This is a genomic window from Hahella sp. CCB-MM4, from assembly GCF_002260525.1.
Classification (GTDB): Bacteria; Pseudomonadota; Gammaproteobacteria; order Pseudomonadales; family Oleiphilaceae; genus Hahella.
Map to the genome: position 1 here is coordinate 1 of NZ_MRYI01000144.1, position 556 is coordinate 556.

The 556-nt window shown below is 66.5% G+C and carries 1 protein-coding gene; it reads left to right on the plus strand.

Annotated features, from left to right (window positions below):
* On the plus strand, window positions 1–556 hold a 556-nt coding region (locus tag BTA51_RS29755; RefSeq protein ID WP_168188344.1), incomplete at both ends, for a recombinase family protein.

Below are 556 nucleotides of genomic sequence, written 5' to 3' on the forward strand. Positions count from 1 at the left end.
GGGTGGAAGACGTCGCCCACGGAGTCGTCGTTGACGTGGTCATCGACACCGACGTATCAGGCGAGGTGTCCCCCTGGAACCGCAAGAACCTCTCCGCCTGGCTCACTCCCACACCCCCCAAGCCGTACGACGGCATGGTGGCCCTCCGCGTCGACCGATGGGCCCGACGGGTGGTGTGGTTCTCCAGCCTCATGGACTGGTGCCGGGACAACGGCAAGCGCATTAACACCGTGCGCATGAACATCGACCCCACCACGCGAGAAGGGCGGATGTTTGCGGGTATCGCAGCCATGTTCGCGGAGAACGAGTTGGAGGTGATCAAGGAACGCGCCCAGGAGACCCGCGACACACTCCGCCAGAAGGGACGCTGGCCGGGGGGACGGGTCCCGTACGGACGGGTCAAGGTACACAGGGGCTCCGACCCGGACACCGGAAAGTCGCTCGGGTGGCGGCTGGACGACCATCCGCACCGATGTGGTGTCATCCGACGGGCCGCTGAGAACATCTTCGGGGGCACGACGCCGCACGCCGAAGTCCAGCGCCTCAACCGGGAGGG